Origin of the sequence: Variovorax paradoxus (genome assembly GCF_029919115.1) — a bacterium.
GTDB lineage: Bacteria > Pseudomonadota > Gammaproteobacteria > Burkholderiales > Burkholderiaceae_C > Variovorax > Variovorax paradoxus_O.
Map to the genome: position 1 here is coordinate 4,014,967 of NZ_CP123990.1, position 20,916 is coordinate 4,035,882.

A 20,916-nucleotide genomic window follows, 5' to 3' on the forward strand; every position below is an offset into this window, starting at 1 on the left:
CCACGCATTTATTGCTTACTTGACGGCGCCCTTGGGCAAGACCTGGATCACAGCGCTGCGCTGGATCTTGATCTCCACGCCATTGGCAATTTCAAGGCCCAGGTACTGGTCGCCGAGCGAGGTGATCTTGCCCAGCACGCCGCCGGCCGTTGCCACCTCGTCGCCCTTGGCCAGCGCCTCGATCATGGCGCGGGCTTCTTTCTGGCGCTTCATCTGCGGGCGGATCATCACGAAATACAGCACCACGAACATCAGCACCAGGGGCAGCATGCTGCCCAGCGAAGACAACATGTCGCCACCGCCGGAAGCAGCGGGCGCGGTTTGGGCGAAAGCAGAGGAAATGAACAAGAGAGTCTCCAGCAGAGAGAAGAGGAATGTCAGAAGCGCGGAACGGGCCCGCGGTTCCGCGGCCCCGTGGAAAAGGCCGCGAGTCAGAGCGTGAAGCGGCAACGGCCGCGCACAGCAGCGGGCATTGTATTCGTGGCAATGCCCCGCCCCGCGCGCTTATCCGGCGCGCCGGGCAGGGCTTTCCAGGGCTCGGGGCGCGCGTCTGGCGCTATGTTTTCAGGAGCAGGGCACGGCGACAGGCCGGCCTCGTCGCAAAAATCAGGCTGCCGCGCGCTGCGCCGACTGCGGGTTGCGCCACTTGGCGAGCAATTCGCTCCAGCGGGTGCGGGCAGCGGCCAGGTTGCGCTCCTTCACATGGCCGTAGCCGCGAATCTGCTCGGGCAGGCTGGCAATCTCCAGCGCCAGCGCGTGGTTCTCGGCGTGCAGGCCGGCAATCACCTCTTCGATGCTCGCACGGTATTCGCCGATGAGCGCGCGCTCGGTCTTGCGCTCTTCGGTGCGCCCGAAGATGTCCAGGGCAGTGCCGCGCAGGCCCTTGAGCCGCGCCAGCAGCCTGAAGCCGGAGAGCATCCACGGGCCGAATTGCTGTTTCTGCAGCTCGCCCTTGGTGTTCTTCTTGGCGATGATAGGAGGCGCAAGGTGGTAGTTGAGCTTGAAGTCCTTCCCCATCTCGCCCTCGAACATGCCCTCGACCCGGTCCAGGAAGCTGCGGTCGGTGTGCAGGCGCGCCACTTCGTATTCGTCCTTGTACGCCATCAGCTTGAACAGGTAGCGGGCAACGGTCTCGGTCAGCGCGGTCTTGCCCAGCACCGATTCGGCCTGCTGCACCTTGCCCACGAACTGCCGGTATTCGTCGGCATAAGCCGCGTTCTGGTAGCCCGTCAGAAATTCGGCCCGGCGCGCCACCAGGCTTTCGACGGTTTCGCGCTTCTTGAACTCGATGACGTGGCCGGGGCGAACGCGCTTTTGCAGTGCGTCCGGGTTGGCCGCCGCCTGGCGGCCCCAGGCAAAGGCGGCCTTGTTGTTATCGACCGCCACGGCGTTGAGCTCGATGGCCCGCAGCAGCGACTCGAGTGCCAGCGGGATCCAGCCCTTTTGCCAGGCAAAGCCCAGCAGCATCGGGTTGGCGTAGAGGCTGTCGCCCATCAGCGTCGTGGCGGCAGCATCCGCATCGAAGGTGCCGAGCGCATCGGTGCCCACGACGCGCGCGATCTGGTTCGCGCAATCGTCTTGCGGATTGACCCAGTTGGAATTGCGCACAAAAGCGGCCGTGGGCGTGCTGTGCGTGTTGAGCGCCACGTGCGTGCGCCCTTCGCGCATGCGCGCCAGGGTTTCGGCGTTCACCGCCACCAGCGGATCGGCCGCAAGAATGAGGTCGGCCGCGGCAGTGCCGACGCGCGTGGTGCGAATCGCGTCCTGCGATTCGCCGATGAGCGCATGGCTCCACGTGGCACCGCCCTTTTGGGCCAAGCCAGCCGCATCCTGCGTGACGATGCCCTTGCCCTCGATGTGCGCCGCCATGCCCAGCAGCTGGCCGATGGTGATGACACCCGTGCCGCCGACGCCGGCCACCACGATGCCCCACACCTGACCCTGCGCCAGTGCCGGCACGGTTGGCTCGGGCAGCGGGCCGAGTTCGAGCGGCGTATCGGCCTTGTTCTTCGCCTTCTTCTTGAGCTGGCCGCCTTCGACGGTGACGAAGCTCGGGCAGAAGCCCTTGAGGCAACTCATGTCCTTGTTGCAGGTGCTCTGGTTGATGGTGCGCTTGCGGCCGAATTCGGTTTCGAGCGGCTCCACCGACAGGCAGTTGCTCTTCACGCTGCAGTCGCCGCAGCCTTCGCAGACCAGGTCGTTGATGACCACGCGCTTGGCCGGATCGACGGCCGTGCCCCGCTTGCGGCGGCGGCGCTTCTCGGTGGCGCAGGTCTGGTCGTAGATGATGGCGGTGGTGCCGGCAATCGCGCGGAACTCGCGCTGGATGTCGTCCAGCAGGTCGCGGTGCTTCACCTCGACGTGGTCGCCGGGGATGTTCACGCCCTCGTACTTCTCGGGCTCGTCGGTCACGATGACGACCTTCTTCGCGCCTTCGGCATGCAGGCTTTCGGCAATCTGCAGCACCGAGTGGCCCTCGGGCCGCTCGCCGACCTGCTGGCCGCCGGTCATGGCCACGGCGTCGTTGTAGAGGATCTTGTAGGTGATGTTCACGCCCGCGGCAATGCTCTGGCGGATGGCGAGCAGGCCACTGTGGAAGTACGTGCCGTCGCCCAGGTTCGCGAAGATGTGCTGGTCGGTGGTGAAGGGCTGCTGGCCCACCCACGGCACGCCCTCGCCGCCCATCTGCGTGAAGCCAATGGTGGAGCGGTCCATCCAGGTTGCCATGAAGTGGCAGCCGATGCCGCCCATGGCGCGCGAGCCCTCGGGCACCACGGTGCTGGTGTTGTGCGGGCAGCCCGAGCAGAACCACGGCTGGCGGTCGGCGCCCTGCACGCCGCCCACCTTGAGCGCTTCCATCGAGCGCTCCTTGGCTTCGAGGATGGCGATCTGCGCATCGATGCGCGCATGCATGTCGGTGCCCGCCTGGTCCAGGATGCCGAGCTTGCGCAGGCGCTGGGCAATGGCCTTGGCGATGAGCGCAGGGTTCAGGTCGGCGTTGGCGCGCAGCAGCGTGTTGGCGGTGGGATTGGGCATGGCCCATTCGCCGCCCGAAAAATCGCCGTCGAGCTCGTTGAACTTGCCGAGCACGTTGGGGCGCACGTCGGCGCGCCAGTTGTAGAGCTCTTCCTTCAGCTGGTATTCGATGACCTGGCGCTTTTCTTCCACCACCAGGATTTCCTGCAGGCCGGTGGCAAAGTCGCGCGTGAGCTGCGCCTCCAGCGGCCACACCACGCCCACCTTGTGCAGCCGGATGCCCAACTGGCGGCAGGTGGCGTCATCCAGGCCGAGGTCGATCAGCGCCTGGCGGGTGTCGTTGTAGGCCTTGCCGCTGGCCATGATTCCGAAGCGATCGTTCGGGCCTTCGATCACGTTGTGGTTGAGCCGGTTGGCGCGGATGTAGGCCAGCGCGGCATACCACTTGTAGTGCATGAGCCGCGCTTCCTGCTCGAGCGCGTGGTCGGGCCAGCGAATGTGCAGGCCGCCGGGCGGCATCTGGAAATCGGTGGGAATGACGATCTCGACGCGGTCCGGGTCGATCATGGCCGTGGCGCTCGACTCGACGATTTCCTGGATCGTCTTCATGCCCGACCAGATGCCCGAGAAGCGGCTCATGGCAAAGGCGTGAATGCCCAGGTCCAATATTTCCTGCACGTTGGCCGGAAAGAACACCGGCGTGCCGCAGGCCTTGAAGATGTGGTCGCTCTGGTGCGCGGCCGTGCTGCTCTTCGAAATATGGTCGTCGCCTGCCACCGCAATCACGCCGCCCCATTCGGTGGTGCCGGCCATGTTGGCGTGCTTGAAGACGTCGGAGCAGCGGTCCACGCCCGGGCCCTTGCCGTACCAGATGCCGAAGACGCCGTCGAACTTGTTGGTGCCCGCGGGCGAGAAGCCCAGTTGCTGAGTGCCCCAGAGCGCCGTGGCGGCAAGCTCTTCATTCACGCCGGGCTGGAAGATGATGTTCTGTTCCTTCAGGAACTTGCTCGCCTTCCATAGCGCCTGGTCGTAGCCGCCTAGCGGAGAGCCGCGATACCCGCTGATGAAGCCCGCGGTGTTCTTGCCGGCCTGCTTGTCGCGCAGCCGCTGCAGCATGGGCAGCTTGACCAGCGCCTGCACCCCGCTCATGAAGGCCCGGCCGTAATCGAGGCTGTATTTGTCGTCGAGCGTGACGGTTTCCAGCGCCTTGCGGATGTGCTCGGGCAGCGGTGCGTTCATGTTTGTCTGTCTCCGTATGGCGGGGCCTCGTGGGCCTGGCTGATGGGTGTGGGTCTGTGCCCGGGTCGGGCGCGAGCCCATGATCACGCAAAGTGTATGCCGGGGCCAGCGACAGGTGTTTGCGTTCTTCGCCTCAAAAAAACGCCTTTCAGAAAGAATCTTGCTTAATATCGGTGCTTATGGAAAGCATTGACAAGTTCGACCTTGCAATCCTGCAAGAACTGCAGGCCGATGGCCGCCTGACGAATGCCGAGCTTGCGCAGCGCGTAGGCCTTTCGGCCGCACCCTGCTGGCGCCGGGTGCGCGCGCTGGAAGAAGCCGGCTTCATCAAGGGCTATCACGCCGAGATCGACCGCCACAAGATCGGGCTCGGCGTGCTCGCTTTCGTGCGCGTGGACACCGAACGTGTGACGCACGACGCCACCCAGCAGCTCGAGGACGCCATCCGCAAGCTGCCCGAGGTGGTGGCCTGCCACTACATCAGCGGCACCGGCACCTTCGAGCTGCAGGTGGTGGCGCAGGACCTGGACAGCTTCTCGGCCTTTGCGAGGCGCCACCTGATGAACCTGCCCAATGTGAAAGACCTGCACACCAGCTTCTCGCTGGGCGAGGTGAAGGCCAGCAGCGCCTGGCCGCTCGGGCACCTGGCACGCTAGCTGCAACCTAGAATTCCCGTCCACCACAGACACACGCCGCCCGCCGGGCGGAACAAGAGGAATAAACCCCATGAACTCCATCCGCCGCACCCTGGCGCTCGGCCTTGCCGCCGCCGCGCTCGCCTTTGGCGCCCAGGCACAGAACCGCGAACTCACCGTGGCCTCGAGCGCCACCTATGCGCCTTTCGCCTTCGAGAACAAGGACAAGCAGATCGTCGGCTTCGACATCGACATCATCAACGCCATCGCCAAGCAGCAAGGCCTGAAGATCAAGGTGGTCAACACGCCGTTCACCGGCATCTTCGGCGCGCTCAACAACGGCGACGTCGACCTCGTGATTTCGGGCGTCACCATCAACGAAAAGCGCAAGCAGAGCTACGACTTCACGCCGCCCTACTTTGCGGCGCGCCAGCTCATCGCACTGCCCAAGAGCAGCACGGTCGCCTCGCTGAAGGATCTTGCCGGCAAGAAGATTGCCGTGGTGAGCGCCTCCACCGCCGACGACATCGCCTCGCGCGAGTTCGGCAAGACCAGCCCCAACATCCGCCGCTTCGAGAGCACGCCGCTCATCATTTCGGAACTGGCCGGCGGCGGCGTCGATGCCGCCATGGGCGACAACGGCGTGATCGCCTACCGCGTGGCGCAAAATCCCGAGCTCAAGACCATCGACGACAAGTCCTTCCCTGAAGAGGGCTTCGGCATCGTCGTGAAGAAGGGCGACAAGGCGCTGCTCGACAAGCTCACGGCCGGCCTGGCTGCGATCCGCGCCGACGGCAGCTACAACACGATCTACAAGAAGTGGTTCAACAAGGACCCGAACGCCCGATGAGCAGCACGTCCGGCCCGGGCGCAAGGGAGCACTAGATGGAACAGCCGATCCTGTTGTTCGGATGGTTCCGCTGGGACATCCTGGTCGAATACAAAGACCTGTTCTGGCAAGGCGCCTGGATGACGCTGCGCATGACGGTGGTGTGCGTGCTGCTGGGCGCAAGCTGGGGCCTGTGCCTGGCGCTCGCGCGGCTCGCGCAGCCGCGCCATGCGCCCTGGACCTGGGTTGCGCGGTTCTTTCTGCGGTGGCCGGCGACGGTGTACGTGAGCTTCTTTCGCGGCACGCCTCTCTTCGTGCAGATCCTGCTGATTCACTTCGCGGTGATGCCGGTGTTCATTCATCCCACCACCGGCCTCCTTATCGACGGCGACCTAGCGCGCACGCTTAAGCAGGAACACGGCGCGCTCATTTCCGGCGTGGTGGCGCTCACGCTCAACTCCGCGGCCTACATTTCCGAAGTGTTCCGCGCCGGCATCCAGTCGATCTCGCGCGGACAGTTCGATGCGGGCCGGTCGATCGGCTTCACGCCCGCGCAGGTCATGCGCTACGTGGTGCTGCCGCAGGCCTTCCGCCGCATGCTGCCGCCGCTTGGCAACAACGCGATCGCCTTGCTGAAAGACACCTCCCTGGTCTCGGCCATCGGCTTGGCCGAACTGGCCTACGCCGCACGCACGGTGGCCGGCGCCTATGCGCGCTACTGGGAGCCGTACCTTGCGATTTCGGTGGTGTACTGGGTCATGACGCTGGTGCTCACCACGATGCTGCGGCGGCTCGAACACCGCCTGGCGCGCAGCGACAGGGGATAGGCACAATCGGGCGACATGCCACCGATTTCCCCCGAAGAGACACCCATTCCCCCCACCCGGCCGCAGCCGCCGAAGTTCGCGGCGCTGGAGCCGCTCAAGCTGCCCGTGTTCCGCATGCTGTGGAGCACCTGGCTCATCGCCAACATCTGCATGTGGATGAGCGACGTGGCGGCGGCGTGGATGATGACTTCGCTGACCACTTCGCCCGTCTGGGTGGCGCTGGTGCAGTCGGCCTCCACCTTACCGGTGTTCCTGCTGGGCCTGCCCAGCGGGGCGTTGGCCGACATTCTCGATCGCCGGCGCTGGCTGGTGGCCACGCAGTTCTGGCTGGCGGGAACGGCCATCGTGCTGTGCGCTGCCATCGCACTGGACATGATGACCGCGCCGCTTCTGCTGGCGCTCACTTTCGCCAACGGCATTGGCCTGGCGCTGCGCTGGCCGGTGTTCTCGGCCATCGTGCCCGAGCTGGTGCCACGGCCGCAGTTGCCGGCGGCGCTGGGCCTGAACGGCATCGCAATGAACGCCTCGCGCATCATCGGCCCGCTCACGGCAGGCATGCTGATTGCCAGCGCGGGCAGCGTCTGGGTGTTTGCGCTCAATGCGGTGCTGTCGGTGGCCTCGGGCTTCGTGGTGCTGCGCTGGCGGCGCGAGCACAAGCCCAACCCGCTCGGGCGCGAGCGGCTCATCAGCGCCATGCGCGTGGGCGTGCAGTTCGTGTGGCAGTCGCAGCGCATGCGGGCGGTGCTCTCGCGCATCACGATCTTCTTTTTTCACTCCACCGCGCTGCTTGCGCTGCTACCGCTCCTGGCGCGCAACCTCGAGGGCGGCGGTGCCGGCACCTTCACGCTGCTGCTGGCGGCCATGGGCTCGGGCGCGATCATCGCGGTGCTGTTTCTGCCGCGGCTACGCCAGGCGCTGGGGCGCGACCAGCTGGTGCTGCGCGGCACGGCGCTGCAATCGCTCGCCACCGGGGTGATGGCCTTTGCGCCCAACGCGTGGGTCGCAGTGCCTGCCATGTTCTTCGGCGGCATGGCGTGGATCACCGTGGCCAATTCGCTCTCGGTATCGGCGCAACTGGCGCTGCCCGACTGGGTGCGCGCGCGCGGAATGTCGACCTACCAGATGGCCATCATGGGTGCGAGCGCGATCGGTGCAGCCCTTTGGGGCCAGGTGGCCACCGTGACCAACCTGCGCTCCAGCCTGGAGATTGCGGCGGTGAGCGGCACGCTGCTGATGCTGGCGGCGCTGCGCTGGGTGACCGACGTCTCGGGTGAAGAGGCCGACATGAGCCCCGCGCGCGCCGGCTGGGCCGCCGGCCCGCCTGCAGAAAAGCCCGAAGAAAACGGCCGCGTGGTGATCACCATCGAATACATGATCGACCCCGCACGCGCGGCGGCCTTCCACCTCGTGATGCACCAGACGCGCCGCGCACGGCTCGGCCAGGGGGCCATCGGCTGGGAGCTGCTGCACGACATTTCGGAGCCCGGCCGCTACGTGGAAGAGATCGTCGACGAAAGCTGGACCGACCACCTGCGCCGCTTCAACCGCGCCACGGCCGCCGACATGGCCTTGCGCGAACGGCGGCTGGCGTTTCACATCGGCGAGTCGCCGCCCGTGGTGACGCGCTACGTGGTGAAGCGCTGAATCAGACCGGGCGCTCAGGTTTGCAGCAGTTGGTTTTACAGGGGCGGTCGGCCTGTCTGGGTAACTACCGATCCATGTTTTTTTGACCGATTGGATAATTTAGACCATCATCCCGCCCTGATTGCCCGTCACCACGAGGTACGCCACGATGAACCCGGTCCCCCTGCGCAGCCGTTTCTGGTCCGACCTGACCAGCGAAGAGTTCTCCCGCCTCGACCGTGAACGGCTCATTGCCGTGCTGCCGGTGGGCGCCACCGAACAGCACGGGCCCCATCTGCCCATGTCGACCGACACGGCCACCATCGACGGCATGGTGCGCGCCACCCTCCCGCACCTGCCCGACGACCTGCCGGTGCTGTTTCTCCCCACCGTGCCCTACGGCAAGAGCAACGAGCACTCGCGCTACCCCGGCACGCTCACCGTGTCCGCGAACACGCTCATCTCGATGTGGAAGGACATCGGCGCCTGCGTTGCGAAGGCCGGGGTGCGCAAGCTGGTGCTCTACAACAGCCACGGCGGCCAGATGAGCGTGATGGACATCGTGGCGCGCGACCTGCGCGAGGAGCACGGCATGATGGTCGTGGCCGCCAACTGGTACACGCTCGGCCTGCCCGAAGGCCTGTTCACCGCGCATGAGGGCAGGCACGGCATTCACGCGGGCGACCTCGAAAGCTCGGTGATGCTGCACCTCACGCCCAACTACGTGCGGAAGGACCAGTTCCAGAACTTCAGCTCGATGACCGAGCAGCTGGCCGCCGAGAACAAGTTTCTCTCCATCACGCCCAGCGGCAAGCTCGGCTGGCAGATGCACGACATCAACCCTTCGGGCGCCGCCGGCGACGCCACGCGCGCCACCGCCGAGAAGGGCGCCGCGGTGCTCGACCACGTGGGCCGGCGTTTTGTCGAACTGCTGCACGAGGTCGACCGCTTTCCGCTCTCGCGCCTTGCCAACGAGCCCGCCTGGAAATGAGCTCCACCACCGACACCCCGCCGCTGGTCAGCCTGCGCCACGTCAGCAAGCGTTTTGCCAACGGCACGCTCGCGTTGCAGGGCATGACGCTCGACATCGGCGAGCACGACTTCATCAGCTTTCTCGGCCCCTCGGGCTGCGGCAAGAGCACCGCACTCAGGCTCATCGCCGGGCTCACGAGGCTCAGCTCGGGCGACATGCACTGGTCCGGCACCAACACCGGAAAGACGCAAAGCGACCGCGACCTGGGTTTCGTGTTCCAGGAGCCCACGCTCATGCCCTGGGCCAAGGTGTTCGACAACGTGTGGCTGCCGCTCAAGCTGGCCGGCATGAGCCGCGACGCGGCCGCACCGGTGGTGCAGCAGGTGCTGGAGATGGTCGGCCTATCGCGCTTTGCCGACGTGTATCCGCGCGAGCTTTCGGGCGGCATGAAGATGCGCGTGTCGATTGCGCGCGCGCTGGTCACGCATCCGCGCCTGTTGCTGATGGACGAGCCCTTCGCCGCGCTCGACGAAATGACGCGCATCAAGCTCAACAACGACCTGCTCGCCATCTGGCGCGAGCATCGCTTCTCGGTCGTGTTCGTCACGCACAGCGTGTACGAGTCGGTGTATCTCTCGAACCGCATCGTGGTGATGGCCGCGCGCCCCGGCCGCGTGATCGACGAGATCCGTATCGACGAACCGTATCCGCGGGGCGAAGAATTCCGCACCTCGAGCCGCTACAACGCGCACTGCACGGCGGTGTCGCAATCCCTTCACGGAGCGCTGCATGACGTCGATCACTGAGCCCGTGGCGCCGGCCGCCAAGGTGCCGCTGGATGCGGCCGACGTTGCGCCTTCGGAAGCGATGCTGCGCGCGCATGAAGACAAGCTGCGCCGCCGCGACTCGATGCTGCGCATCGTGGTGCCGGCGGCCATCGTCATCGCGCTGCTGCTGGCATGGGAATGGATGGTGCGCGCCAACAACATTCCGCACTACATACTGCCTGCGCCCTCGCTCATCCTGCGCACGCTGTTCGACAACTGGGCCTCGCTCTCCAGCGCGTTGTGGTTCACGGTCAAGCTCACGCTGCTCGCGCTCGGTGCCGCCATCGTCGGCGGTGTGCTGCTGGCCATTGCGTTCGCGCTCTTCAAGTGGGTGGAGATCGGCCTGTTCCCTATCGCCGTGATCCTGCAGGTGACGCCGATCATCGCGATCGCGCCGCTGATATTGATCTACGTCTCGAGCACCACCGCGGCGTTGTTGCTGTGCGCATGGATCGTGGCTTTCTTTCCCATCCTGTCGAACACCGTCGTCGGCCTGAAAAGCGCCGACAGCAATCTGCGCGACCTGTTCCAGCTCTACAAGGCCTCGCCGTGGCAGACCTTCCGCTACCTGCTCGCGCCCAGCGCGCTGCCTTACTTCATGGCGGGGCTGAAGATTGCGGGCGGACTGAGCTTGATCGGCGCGGTGGTGGCGGAATTCACGGCCGGCACGGCGGGCAAGGAAACCGGGCTGGCTTCACGCATTCTCGAATCGAGCTTTCGCACCGAGATCCCGATGATGTTCGCGGCGCTGCTGCTGGTGTCGCTGCTCGGTATCGTGATCTTCATCGTGTTCGCTGCGCTGTCGCGATTGGTTCTGGGTCACTGGCACGAAAGCGAGATGCGACGTGAACGCTGACGCGCTGCATGCCGCCATCGACTGGGACTCCGTGCGCGAAGATCTGCGCGGCCTCAACGTCATCACCGCGCCGGCCCAACGCAAACAGCTCTCGAAAGACTTCTACTGGTACAGCCCCATCCTCACCGCGCAGCTGGCGGGCTGCGTGGCCGACCTCGTGGTGAAGGTCAGCACCGAGGACGATGTGCGCCAGGCCGCCGCCGTGGCTGCCAAGTGGAAGCTGCCGCTCACCGTGCGCGCCGGAGGCACCGGCAACTACGGCCAGTGCGTGCCGCTCGAAGGCGGCGTGGTGCTCGACGTGACGCAGATGTGCCGCGTGCTCGACATCCAGCCAGGCCGCATGCGCGTGGAGGCCGGTGCGCGCATGCACGACATCGACCTTGCCGCGCGCGAGACAGGCCAGGCGCTGCGCATGTGGCCCTCGACCTGGCACGTGGCCAGCATCGGCGGCTTCATCGCAGGCGGCTTCGGCGGCATCGGCTCGTTCCGCCACGGCATCCTTCGCGACCCGGGCAACCTGCTGCGCGCGCGCGTGATGACGGTGGAGCGCGAGCCGCGCATCATCGAACTGCACGGCGACGAGATCCAGCAGGTGCACCACGCCTACGGCACCAACGGCGTGATCCTCGACGTGGAGGTGGCGCTGAGCCCGGCCGTCGAATGGGTGCACTGCACGGTGCTGTTCGATACATACCGCGGCGCACTCGACTTCGGCATTGCGGCGCAGGCGCCGACGCTGGACATCTTTTTACTCTCGACCGTCGAATCGCGCTTTTCGCCCTACTACACGGCCATGCGCGACCGCTTTCCGCCCGATCGGCATGCGGTATTCGCCATGGTCTCGCCCGAATCGATGGCGGATTTCCGCGCACTCGCCGATGCGCAAGGCGGCACGATCTCCGTGGCCGGCACGGAGGCCGAGCTGCTCGCCGACGGCCTGCCGCCCGCCTACGAATGCGCGTTCAACCACACGACCCTGCAGGCATTGAAGGCCGACCGCGGCTGGACCTATCTGCAAGTCGCCTACGCCCAGCCATTCGACCCCGCGGTTGTCGAGCGCCATCTGCAAATCTTCGGCGACGACGTGCTGCAGCACCAGGACTTCGCACGCGCGGGCGGTGAATGCGGCACCTTCGGCATCCTGCTGGTGCGATGGAAGGGCGAGGCCCACCAGTACGAGGTGATTCGCGAGATCGAATCGCAGGGCGGCTGCCAGATCTTCAATCCGCATGTCTTCACCATCGAGGACGGCGGAATGAAGACCATCGACACGCAGCAGATCGAGTTCAAGAAGCGCAGCGACCCGATGGGTTTGATGAACCCTGGAAAGACGCGCGGCTGGACTTCAGATATGGCTGTCGAGCGTTGAAATGACGTCGTGCTTTGTCTTTGGCGGCGTTGGTCTCGAGGGCAGCTGTTCGTGGCGCGCACCCGCCGACGGGGTACCTTTCTCCGCGAATGTCCCCCGGCCTGCGGCCTCCTCCTTTATTTCTCTCCGCGAATGTCCCCCGGCCTGCGGCCTCCTCCTTTATTTCGCTGCGCAAGGCACCCCATCGACGGTGTCCCCCGGCCTGCGGCCTCCTCCTTTATTTCGCTGCGCAAGGCACCCCATCGACGGGTGCGTGATCCAGAGCAGTCGTTAATCAGCGGTACACCCAGAGCGTGCCCTGGTGCACAGGGCATCGGGTGCTCCCCGCAGAGAAATAAAGGAGGAGCCGAAGGCGGGGGACATTCGCGGAGGGGAGTACCCGGTGGCCTTTGCACACGCCCCGCAGCGAAATAAAGGAGGAGCCGAAGGCGGGGGACATTCGCGGAGGGGAGTACCCGGTGGCCTGGGCACACGCCCTGAACACAGCGCCAAGAACAACAGCACCTCCAAAAACGGCGCCCAAAAGTTCCATCACACGCCCGCTGACATGAAAATCCCCCGCAGTATTCAACCCAGGAGTCCACTGCCATGCGCGTTCCCGCTCTGACCATCCGTCCGCTTGCTCTAGCCCTCGCCCTCGCGGCCGCTACCTTCGCCGCACAGGCGCAGGAAAAAGTGGTGTTTGCCACCAACTGGAAAGCGCAGGCCGGCCACGGCGGCTTCTACCAGGCACTGGTGGACGGCACCTACAAGAAATACGGCCTCGACGTCGATATTCAGCAGGGCGGCCCGATGGTCAACAACCGGCCGATGCTGCCCGCCGGCAAGGTCGATTTTCTGATGACCGGCAACCTGCTGCAGTCTTTCGACAACGTGAAGAACGGCGTGCCCACCGTCGTGGTTGCGGCCTTCTTCCAGAAAGATCCGCAGGCCATGTTTGCGCACCCTGGCCAGGGCTTCGACACCTTCAAGGACATGGCCAAGGCCCCCGTCGCCTTCATCGGCAAGGACGGCCAGTTCAGCTTCTGGCAATGGATGAAGTCGGAGCACGGCTTCAAGGATTCGCAGCTCAAGCCCTACACCTTCAACGTGGGCCCGTTCCTGGCCGACAAGAAGTCTATTCAGCAGGGCTACGCCATTTCGGAGCCGCTTTCGATCAAGGCGCAGGCAGGCTTTGAACCGGTGGTGCAGCTGCTGGCCGACAACGGCTTTTCGACCTACTCGACCACCATCGAGACGCGTGCCGACCTCGTCAAGACCAAGCCCGAAACCGTGCGCAAGTTTGTCGAAGCTTCGATCATCGGCTGGAACAACTATCTCTACGGCGACAACAAGGCTGCCAACGAGATGATCGCCAAGATCAACCCCGACTCGCCCGTGGCCGCATCGCAGGGCTCCATCGAACTCATGAAGAAGATGGGCATTGTCGACAGCGGCGAATCCCTCACCAAGGGCATCGGCGCGATGGACGAAGCACGCGTGAAAGACTTCTACGACAAGATGGTGAAGGCCGGTTTGTACAAGCCCGGCGAGATCGACCTTTCGAAGGTCGTGACCACGCAGTTCGTCAACAAGGGCGTCGGGCTCGACGTCCGAAAGAAGCTCGCCGGCAAGTAGCCGGCGCGCGTTGTGTTTTTCCCGCGGGCCGCGCGGGGCTTGCGCCGGGGTCAGATGCCGGCGCCTGGGTTGCCATAAGGCACTGCGCGGCTCCATGTTCACTGGGCTCTGACCCCGTCTCGCCGACAGGCGAACCGGCCCTCTCTTTCATGAAAACGCTCGTCGTCCACTGCCATCCGAATCCTGAGAGCTTCAACCACGCGCTCTACCGCACGGCCCTTGCAGCGCTGGAGCCGCGGCACCCCGTCAAGGCCATCGATCTGTACGCCGAGGGCTTCGACCCGACGCTCACGCGCGAAGAGCGCATCGCCTACTTGGACAACCCCGAACTCATCCGCGAACGCGTGAAGCCCCATGTCGAAGCGCTGCTGTGGGCCGAGCACCTCGTGTTCGTCTATCCCACCTGGTTTCATGGCCCGCCGTCGATGCTCAAGGGCTGGCTCGAGCGCGTGTGGCTGCCGGGCGTTGCATTCCTCCCTGCGGAGCGCAAGGGGCAGGTCGCGAAGTCAGGCATGCGGCACATCCGGCGGCTGACCGTCGTGACCACGGGCGGCTCGCCGCGCTGGTTCGTGATGCTCATCGGCGATCCGGGCCGGCGGCTCTTCACGCGCGCGCTGCGGGCGCTTTTTGCATGGCGCTGCAAGGTCACGTGGCTGCAGCTGCACGACATGAACGCCGTCACCGAACGCGACCGCATCCATTTCATCGAACGCGTGTCGCGCAAGCTGCAGAGCATCTAGCCAGGGAGACACACACCATGAGCCTTGAACGCATGCTCACCGTCCGCGTCGAACGCATCTCGCGCGAGACGCCGGAAATTCTGGCTTTCGAGCTGGCGCATCCGTGGGGCCGTGGTCTTCCGGGCTACGAAGCCGGCGCGCACATCGATGTGTTCATGCCGGGCGGCTTCTCGCGCCAATACTCGCTGGCGCGATGGTCTTCCGATGAGCCGTCGAAGGCCGCCTCGTACGTGATCGGCGTGAAGCGCGAAGCCCAAAGCCGCGGCGGCTCGGCCTCGATGCACGAGCGCGTGCGCGAGGGCGACCTGCTGGCCATCAGCGCGCCGCGCAATACTTTTCCGCTGCGCGAAGAGGCGAAGCGGCACTTGCTGCTGGCCGGCGGTATCGGCATGACACCGCTGCTGGCCATGGCGCAGGCGCTCGCAGCACGCGGCGCGGACTTCACCCTGTGCGTGTTCGCGCGCAGCGAAGAGCACCTGGCCTTTGCAGACGCACTGCATTCGCCGACGCTGGCACCGCACCTGCGGCTGCACCTCGACCAGGGAGATGTCACGCAGCGCATCGACCTGCGCGCATTGCTGGCCGAGCGTGCACCCGGCACGCACCTGTACGTCTGCGGCCCCGGCGGCTTCATGAAGGCGGTGCGCGAAGCGGCTGCGCACTGGCCCGAAGACGCGCTGCACGCCGAATACTTTGCCGCGCCGGCCGATGCGAATACCAGCACCGGCCTGCCCTTCACGCTGAAGCTCGCGCAGCGCGGCATCACGGTGCCGGTGGCGGCCGACCAGACCGCCGTCGATGCGCTGCATGAAGTCGGCATCGACATTCCGGTGTCGTGCCAGCAGGGCCTGTGCGGCACCTGCGTGGTCGAAGGAGACGGCGAAGGCGCGGAGCACCGCGACTTCTGCCTCACCGGCACCGAGCGCCGCACGAAAGTGGCCTTGTGCTGCTCGCGCGCCAAGGGCCAGGAACTGGTGCTGCAGCTGTGAATGCGCGGCCCGCCATCGGCACCGCAGACGAAAGCATCGGCGAGGCGCCCGCCACGCGCGGCCGTTCGCGCAAGTACACCCAGGTGCTCGGCCTCATCAACCAGGCCGCCATCGAAGTGTTTGCCAGCGAAGGGCTGGCCGGCGCGTCCACGCAGGCGATTGCCGACAAGGCCGGGCTTTCGAAGGCGCAGCTGCACTACTACATCGAGAGCAAGGAAGCGCTGTACCGGCAGATCCTGCAGGACATTCTCAACGACTGGATCGTGGTGTTCGGCTTTGCCGACGAGGCCTTCGGCCCGCGCAAGGTGCTGGGCGACCTGATCCACCGCAAGATGGTGTTCTCGTTCGAACACCCGCTGCGCTCGCGTATTTTTACGGCCGAAATGATGCACGGCGCCCCCGTGCTCAACAGCATGATGGACACGAGCAAGCAGCGCACAGACCAGGCCGCCGCCGTGATCCAGAATTGGATGAACCAGGGCCTGATGGACAACGCCGACCCGATGCTGGTGCTGTTCCACATCTGGGCGGTGACGCAGTTCTATGCCGACCACGCCACGCAGGCCGCGTACTTCCGCAATGTTGCGCAAGACGGCGACGACAGGGACCGGCGCTACCTGATCGAGCAGGTGACCGAGTTCCTGCTGAAGGGCGCGGGGGTCAAATAGGCCGGTGCTGGGGCAGGTACATGGTGGCTTCCACTTCCACCAGCACCTCGTCGCCCGGCAGGAAGCGCGACACCTCGACCACCGTGCTCACCGGCGGCTCACCCGGATAGAACAGCCCGCGCACGCGGTTGTAGAACGCATAGTGCGGCAGGTGCCGAAAGTACTGCACCAGCTTCACCACGTCTTCCATGGTGCCGCCATGCTCGGCGGCAATCTGGCGGATGCGTTCGAGCACGAACCAGCTCTGCGCCACGATGGGTGCTTCGAAGATGTCGACCGACATCTGGCCCGTGGCATAGCCCACGCCCTGCAAGGCCGTGCGGGCTTCTTCAGGAATGGCGTCGTAGCCGGCCACGGCGCGCCGCGTGGCCGGATCGACCGCCACCACGCCGCTCATGAAGACGAAATCGCCGACGCGTTTGGCGGCGGCGTAGTTGGCCATTGGCTTGCCCATGCTCATTGTGTTTGCTCCAGAATTTGACCGGCACGGATCACGGTGCGTTGGCGCCCGCGCGGTCCGATGAGTTCATGCTCAGCGGTGGCCGCGAGCAGCACCAGGTCGGCGGGGCAGCCCGGCGCAATGCGGCCGTCCCACGCAAGGCCGAGCGCCTTCGCGGGGCTGACCGTGATCGCGTCGAACCATTCGCCCGCAGGTGCGAGGTGCGCCATTTGCACGCCGAGGCCGAAGGTCTCGAGAAGGTCGTAGCTGCCATAGGGATAGAAGGCGTCCTGCACGTTGTCCGTTGCCAGGCTCACACGCAAGCCCCGTGCCGCCGCCTCGTGAATGCGCGTGATGCCGCGCTGCACAGGCGTGCGGTCCCAGGCACCCTGAAGGTACAGGTTGGTGGTCGGCAGCGCGACCATGTGAAGGCCCGCGCCGGCGCACAGTGCCAGCGTTTCGTTGGCTACCGCATCGTCCTGCACCGCCAGCGAGCAGCAGTGGCCGCAGACCACACTGCGCCGGAATTCGCGCGCGCGCATCAGCTGCGCAATGCTGCGCAAACCGCTCGCATCGGCATCGAGGCCTTCGTCGACATGAAAGTCGAGGCCCAGGGCATGGTCTTGTGCCAGGTCGAACACGCGGCCCAGCTTGTGCACGAGGCCTTCGTTGCGATAAACGAAAGCACCCAGCGTGCCGCCCGCACGTTTGACCTCGCGCGCGATGTGCTCGCCGGCGGCAAGGTCCGCAAACAGATCCAGCGGGGTGAGAGAGACGAACTGCAGCTCGATGCGGCCACGCCATTCATGGCGCAAGGCTTCGAACACGGCGAGTGCGGCCGGCGGATCGGCCTGCACCCAGTCGATGTGCGTGCGCAGCGCGCGGGTGCCCGATTGCCAGGCGCCTTGCAGCGCACGCTCCATGCGAGGGCGCAGCGTTTCGCCGGTCCAGCCCGCGCGGTGCTTGTCCATGCGCTCGATGGCCGCGAACAGGTTGCCCTCGGCCGCGCCGACTTCCTGCACGGTGTAGTTCTTGTCGATGTGCGCGTGCGCTTCGACAAGCGCACTCAGCAAGATGCCGCGCGCGCCCGACTGCGATGCGCTCGGCACGACGGCCTGCACGCGATCGCCGGCCAACGTCACGTCGAACACCTGCGCATCGCCCGCGGCAAAGCCCCGCAGCCGCGTCGGAATGCGCACGGACTCGAGCTTCATGCGCGCTGTTGCAGTGCCCGCAGCCAGCCCAGGCCGTCCGAAGTGCCGCCGGGTTCCATGCCGCGGCTGGGCCGGTATTCGCAGCCGATCCAGCCCTGCCAGCCGCACTGCGCCGAGACTTCGTCGATCAGGTCGAACAGGTATGGGTAGTTCTGTTCGCCGATGTCGGGCTCGTGGCGTTCGGGCACGCCGGCAATCTGGATGTGGCCCACGCGGCCGGTCGGCAGGTACTTTCGGATCTTCATGGCCACGTCGCCTTCGACGATCTGGCAGTGGTACAGGTCCATCTGCACCTTGAGGTTGGGCGCGCCCACCATGTCGACGATTTCGTGCGCGTGGTCTTGCCGGTTCAGAAAGAAGCGCGGAATGTCGCGCGTGTTGATCGGCTCGATCAGCACGTCGCGGCCGGCCTTGGCTGCTTCGGCCGCAGCCCAGCGCAGGTTGTCCACATACACAGGCTGCACGGCTTCGCGTTCCAGGCCCTCGGGCACCAGGCCCGCCATGATGTGGATGCGCGGGCACTCGAGCGCGGCGGCGTAGTCGATGGCCTTGGCCATGCCTTCGCGAAACTCGGTATCGCGGCCCGGCAGGCAGGCAAGGCCGCGCTCGCCGCCGTCCCAGTTGCCCGGAGGGCCGTTGAAGAGCACCTGCTGCAGGCCGTTGTGCTTCAGGCGCGCAGCAATCTCGTTGCGGTCATAGGCGTAGGGAAAAAGATATTCGACAGCCTTGAAGCCGTCTTTCGCGGCGGCTTCGAAGCGGTCAAGAAAGTCGAGCTCCGGATAGAGCATCGAGAGGTTGGCGGCAAATTGAGGCATGGGGTACTTTTTACTATTACCAGCGCGCACCGAAAGTGCGGCGCAGTTCGTCGATCTGTTCGTTGCTCAGCGGCTGGGGTTTGGCCGTGCCGGTGAGCAGATGGAGCTTTGCGGTTTCTTCGAGTTCCTCGAGCACGGCCATCGCCGCGCCGGGCGTCTCGTGCCACACATTGGGACCAAGACGTTCGAGCATCACGGCACGAACCGGCGTGCCGGCCGCACCGCGGCGCTCGATGGCTTGTGCGACCAGCTCGGCCGCTTCGGGAGCGCCGGGGCGGTGATAGGGAATGAGCGGCACATGGCCAACCTTCATCACGAAATACGGCGTGAGCGCGGGCAGGAGTTCGTCGCCTTGTGCGCCAAGCGTGAGTGCAACACAGTGCGTGCTGTGCGTATGAATCACGCAGGCGGTGCCCGCATCGAATTTGCGCGCCGCCGCATAGATGCGCGTGTGCAGCGCAATGGTCTTGCTGGCGCGGTCGCCGGCTGTCTGGTTGCCCTGGGTGTCGAGCTTGGCCAAGCGTGCAGGGTCGAGGAAGCCGAGGCAGGCATCGGTTGGCGTGATGAGAAAGCCGTCGTCAAGCCGCACGCTGATGTTGCCTGCCGTCGCATGCACATAGCCGCGTTCGAAAAGGCTGCGGCCTACGCGGCAGATTTCTTCTCTAGCCTGGGTTTCGTTCATGTCGTTTTTCCGCGCTTTGTGTTGCGCTGTTCAGGGCGTGTGCAAAGGCCACCGGGTACTCCCCTCCGCGAATGTCCCCCGGCCTGCGGCCTCCTCCTTTATTTCGCGTCGCGCGCCTTGATTGGCCCGCCCTGGCATGCCTTCGCGGAACCGAATATAGCGCTTACAGGCCCCTGCGTCCCCGCATCCATCGGCGCCCGACGGCGCTTTGCTCAGTGTCCGCCGATGTAGGCGAACTTGAACAGGAAAATCGCTGCGATCACCCAGACCATTGCATGCACTTCCCGTGCCCGCCCGGTAAAGAGCTTGAGCACGGCGTAGGTAATGAAGCCGAAGGCCAGGCCGTTGGCAATCGAGTAGGTGAACGGCATGGCCAGCGCGGTCACCGCCGCGGGAATCACCTCGGTGGTGTCTTCCCAGTCGAGCTCGACGAGGTCGCGCAGCATGAGGCAGCCCACGAAGAGCAGCGCCGGCGCGGTGGCATAGGCCGGCACCGAGCCCGCGAGCGGCGAGATCATCAGGCACGCGAGAAACAGCCCCGCCACCACCACGGCCGTGAGGCCGGTGCGCCCGCCCGCCTGTACGCCGGCCGCGCTTTCCACATAGGCCGTGGTACTCGATGTGCCCAGAAGCGAGCCCGCGAAGATGGCGCCGCTGTCGGCCAGGAGCGCCTTGTTCATGCGCTCCATCTTGCCGGGCACCAGGAGGCCCGCGCGCTTGGCCACGCCCATCAGCGTGCCGGTGGCGTCGAACATCTCGACCAGGAAGAACACCAGCACCACGTTCAGGATGCCGCCCTTCAGCGCGCCCATGATGTCCAGTTGCATGAAAGTGGGCGCAATCGAGGGCGGTGCGTCGAACACGCCATGGAACTTGTTGCCGCCGAAGAAGAACGACAGCACCGTCACCAGCATGATGCCGATGAGAATGGCGCCGCGCACCTTGAGCCGGTCGAGCGCCACGATCACCAGGAAGCCCAGCGTGGCCAGCACCACCGGTGCCGAATGCAGGTCGCCCAGCGTGACGAAGGTGGCTGGCGAGGCGGCCACCACGCCCGCGCTCTTGAGCGCGATGAGCGCGAGGAACATGCCGATGCCCACCGTGATCGCCGTTCGAAGCGACTGCGGTATGCCCTGTATGAACAGCTCCCGCAATCCGGTGACGGTGACGACCAGGAACAGCGTCCCCGAGATGAACACCGCGCCCAGCGCCACCTGCCATGTGTAGCCCATGCCCAGAACCACCACGTAGGCGAAGTAGGCGTTCAGGCCCATGCCCGGCGCCATGGCAATCGGGTAGTTGGCATACAGGCCCATGATCAGCGTGCCCAGCGCCGCGATCAGGCAGGTGGCCACGAACACCGCGCCCTTGGGCATGCCCGCGTCGCCGAGGATCGACGGGTTCACGAAGATGATGTAGGCCATCGTCAGGAACGTGGTGAGCCCCGCGATGACTTCGGTGCGCACGGTGGTGTTGTGCTCGGTGAGCTTGAACACGCGTTCGAGCCAGTTCGCGTTGTGCGGCGCGCTGCGCGCGGCTGTCCCCGAGGCGTGGGGATCGGTGACCTTGGGCACCTCTTCAAACCTGTTCATGTCGCT

General features: G+C 65.5%; 19 protein-coding genes. 12 read left to right on the top strand and 7 right to left on the bottom strand.

The features are described from left to right. Nucleotides 1-15 precede the first annotated feature (15 nt). Both yajC and QHG62_RS19395 read right to left on the bottom strand, forming a co-directional pair. Nucleotides 16-348, bottom strand: coding sequence for a preprotein translocase subunit YajC (gene yajC / locus QHG62_RS19390; protein ID WP_281147283.1), 333 nt, complete (start codon nt 346-348; stop codon nt 16-18). Between the two features lie 258 nt (nt 349-606). Further along, complete coding sequence (locus tag QHG62_RS19395) at nt 607-4,215, bottom strand: indolepyruvate ferredoxin oxidoreductase family protein (protein ID WP_281147285.1); 3,609 nt, start codon at nt 4,213-4,215, stop codon at nt 607-609. A 179-nt stretch (nt 4,216-4,394) separates the two neighbouring features. Here QHG62_RS19395 and QHG62_RS19400 point away from each other — a divergent pair, with 179 nt between their 5' ends. The 12 genes from QHG62_RS19400 (at nt 4,395) to QHG62_RS19455 (ending at nt 16,168) form a co-directional block, all read left to right on the top strand. Beyond that, nucleotides 4,395-4,871, top strand: coding sequence for an Lrp/AsnC family transcriptional regulator (locus QHG62_RS19400; protein ID WP_281147286.1), 477 nt, complete (start codon nt 4,395-4,397; stop codon nt 4,869-4,871). A gap of 70 nt (nt 4,872-4,941) precedes the next feature. Next, nucleotides 4,942-5,700, top strand: a complete 759-nt coding sequence (locus tag QHG62_RS19405; RefSeq protein ID WP_281147287.1) for a basic amino acid ABC transporter substrate-binding protein — start codon at nt 4,942-4,944, stop codon at nt 5,698-5,700. Nucleotides 5,701-5,735: 35 nt separating this feature from the next. Beyond that, entirely contained in the window at nt 5,736-6,506 is a 771-nt protein-coding gene (locus QHG62_RS19410) for an amino acid ABC transporter permease (RefSeq protein ID WP_281147288.1), read from the top strand. A gap of 15 nt (nt 6,507-6,521) precedes the next feature. Next, nucleotides 6,522-8,150: an MFS transporter gene (locus QHG62_RS19415; protein WP_281147289.1), complete on the top strand. Its 1,629-nt coding sequence runs from the start codon at nt 6,522-6,524 to the stop codon at nt 8,148-8,150. Nucleotides 8,151-8,298: 148 nt separating this feature from the next. Next, complete coding sequence (locus QHG62_RS19420; RefSeq protein ID WP_281147291.1) at nt 8,299-9,120, top strand: creatininase family protein; 822 nt, start codon at nt 8,299-8,301, stop codon at nt 9,118-9,120. Then, entirely contained in the window at nt 9,117-9,908 is a 792-nt protein-coding gene (locus QHG62_RS19425) for an ABC transporter ATP-binding protein (protein WP_281147292.1), read from the top strand. The genes QHG62_RS19420 and QHG62_RS19425 overlap by 4 nt, the downstream gene beginning before the upstream one ends. After that, on the top strand, nt 9,892-10,785 hold the full coding sequence (locus QHG62_RS19430; protein ID WP_281147294.1) for an ABC transporter permease: 894 nt from the start codon (nt 9,892-9,894) through the stop codon (nt 10,783-10,785). Before QHG62_RS19425 ends, QHG62_RS19430 begins: the two co-directional genes overlap by 17 nt. Nucleotides 10,786-10,789: 4 nt before the next feature. Continuing rightward, nucleotides 10,790-12,154: an FAD-binding oxidoreductase gene (locus tag QHG62_RS19435; protein ID WP_432445623.1), complete on the top strand. Its 1,365-nt coding sequence runs from the start codon at nt 10,790-10,792 to the stop codon at nt 12,152-12,154. A 588-nt stretch (nt 12,155-12,742) separates the two neighbouring features. Further along, nucleotides 12,743-13,771 carry an ABC transporter substrate-binding protein gene (locus QHG62_RS19440; RefSeq protein ID WP_281147300.1) on the top strand — a complete coding sequence of 343 codons (1,029 nt, stop codon included), beginning with the start codon at nt 12,743-12,745 and terminating at the stop codon, nt 13,769-13,771. A 149-nt stretch (nt 13,772-13,920) separates the two neighbouring features. Beyond that, nucleotides 13,921-14,511 carry an NAD(P)H-dependent oxidoreductase gene (locus QHG62_RS19445; RefSeq protein WP_258502940.1) on the top strand — a complete coding sequence of 197 codons (591 nt, stop codon included), beginning with the start codon at nt 13,921-13,923 and terminating at the stop codon, nt 14,509-14,511. Nucleotides 14,512-14,528: 17 nt separating this feature from the next. After that, the gene (locus QHG62_RS19450) at nt 14,529-15,500 is read left to right on the top strand and encodes a PDR/VanB family oxidoreductase (protein ID WP_281147302.1); all 972 of its coding nucleotides are present in this window, start codon (nt 14,529-14,531) and stop codon (nt 15,498-15,500) included. Next, entirely contained in the window at nt 15,497-16,168 is a 672-nt protein-coding gene (locus tag QHG62_RS19455) for a TetR family transcriptional regulator C-terminal domain-containing protein (RefSeq protein WP_281147304.1), read from the top strand. Before QHG62_RS19450 ends, QHG62_RS19455 begins: the two co-directional genes overlap by 4 nt. On the opposite strand, the gene QHG62_RS19460 is transcribed toward QHG62_RS19455, so the two are convergent. The 5 genes from QHG62_RS19460 to QHG62_RS19480 form a co-directional block, all read right to left on the bottom strand. After that, the gene (locus tag QHG62_RS19460; RefSeq protein ID WP_055807648.1) at nt 16,161-16,628 is read right to left on the bottom strand and encodes a RidA family protein; all 468 of its coding nucleotides are present in this window, start codon (nt 16,626-16,628) and stop codon (nt 16,161-16,163) included. The two genes, QHG62_RS19455 and QHG62_RS19460, sit on opposite strands and share 8 nt — an antisense overlap. Next, entirely contained in the window at nt 16,625-17,821 is a 1,197-nt protein-coding gene (locus tag QHG62_RS19465; protein WP_281147308.1) for an amidohydrolase family protein, read from the bottom strand. Before QHG62_RS19465 ends, QHG62_RS19460 begins: the two co-directional genes overlap by 4 nt. Then, nucleotides 17,818-18,636, bottom strand: coding sequence for a 2-oxo-tetronate isomerase (gene otnI / locus QHG62_RS19470; protein WP_281147310.1), 819 nt, complete (start codon nt 18,634-18,636; stop codon nt 17,818-17,820). Before otnI ends, QHG62_RS19465 begins: the two co-directional genes overlap by 4 nt. A gap of 16 nt (nt 18,637-18,652) precedes the next feature. Then, nucleotides 18,653-19,318: an aldolase gene (locus QHG62_RS19475; protein WP_281147312.1), complete on the bottom strand. Its 666-nt coding sequence runs from the start codon at nt 19,316-19,318 to the stop codon at nt 18,653-18,655. A 212-nt stretch (nt 19,319-19,530) separates the two neighbouring features. Then, nucleotides 19,531-20,910, bottom strand: coding sequence for an NCS2 family permease (locus tag QHG62_RS19480; protein WP_281147314.1), 1,380 nt, complete (start codon nt 20,908-20,910; stop codon nt 19,531-19,533). Nucleotides 20,911-20,916: the final 6 nt, after the last annotated feature.